The sequence below is a fragment of the Gluconobacter sp. P1D12_c genome (genome assembly GCF_018812105.1).
Classification (GTDB): Bacteria; Pseudomonadota; Alphaproteobacteria; order Acetobacterales; family Acetobacteraceae; genus Gluconobacter; species Gluconobacter oxydans_A.
Genome location: NZ_JACSIQ010000221.1, coordinates 1 through 563 on the forward strand (window position 1 = coordinate 1; position 563 = coordinate 563).

Genomic DNA, 563 nt, shown 5'->3' on the forward strand with positions numbered 1-563 from the left:
GGTCCCGAGTTAAACGCCTACGACCTGGACCAATACGAGTTAAGCCAGAAGGCTTCCCGACCTTATCCCAATAACTGTCCTGCCAATCTCTAAACGATTGCTTATAGGCTTCATTTTGTTCCTTTGGAGATAACCCATCCGCCTTGGCCTTCTGCTTTGCACTATCCCCAGGATGTAAGCTGATCGCCTTCAAATCATCAGGAACGATGAAAGCATGAAGATGAGGAAAAGCCTCATCATCATGCCTGATGACTGTCTTCAACTGGTCCCCATACGTGTCCTGCAACCACTTGACCGACCGAGCTTGCCAACGCTTACAATCGGCATCCATCTCACCTGGCCAAGACAGAACAATGCACGCCATAGTATTTTGAGTGCTTCTGATTTTCCTGCTCTTGCCATTCTTCTGAACATCAACAGCACCATCGCAAGCCTGCTCATGCTCACGCTCAAGAGCTTCTAAATCCTGACCAAAAACGAGAACCGGCTTGCCTGGATTTTCAACATGCAAACAGGCATCCGGATTTCTCCGGGTAGCCTCATCTATAGTCTCTTTAATATTC

General features: G+C 48.0%; 1 protein-coding gene. It reads right to left on the reverse strand.

Features of this window, described 5'->3' with window-relative positions:
- The coding region (locus KP705_RS16440) for a plasmid recombination protein (RefSeq protein ID WP_215765027.1) at window positions 1–563 on the reverse strand (563 nt) is incomplete at both ends.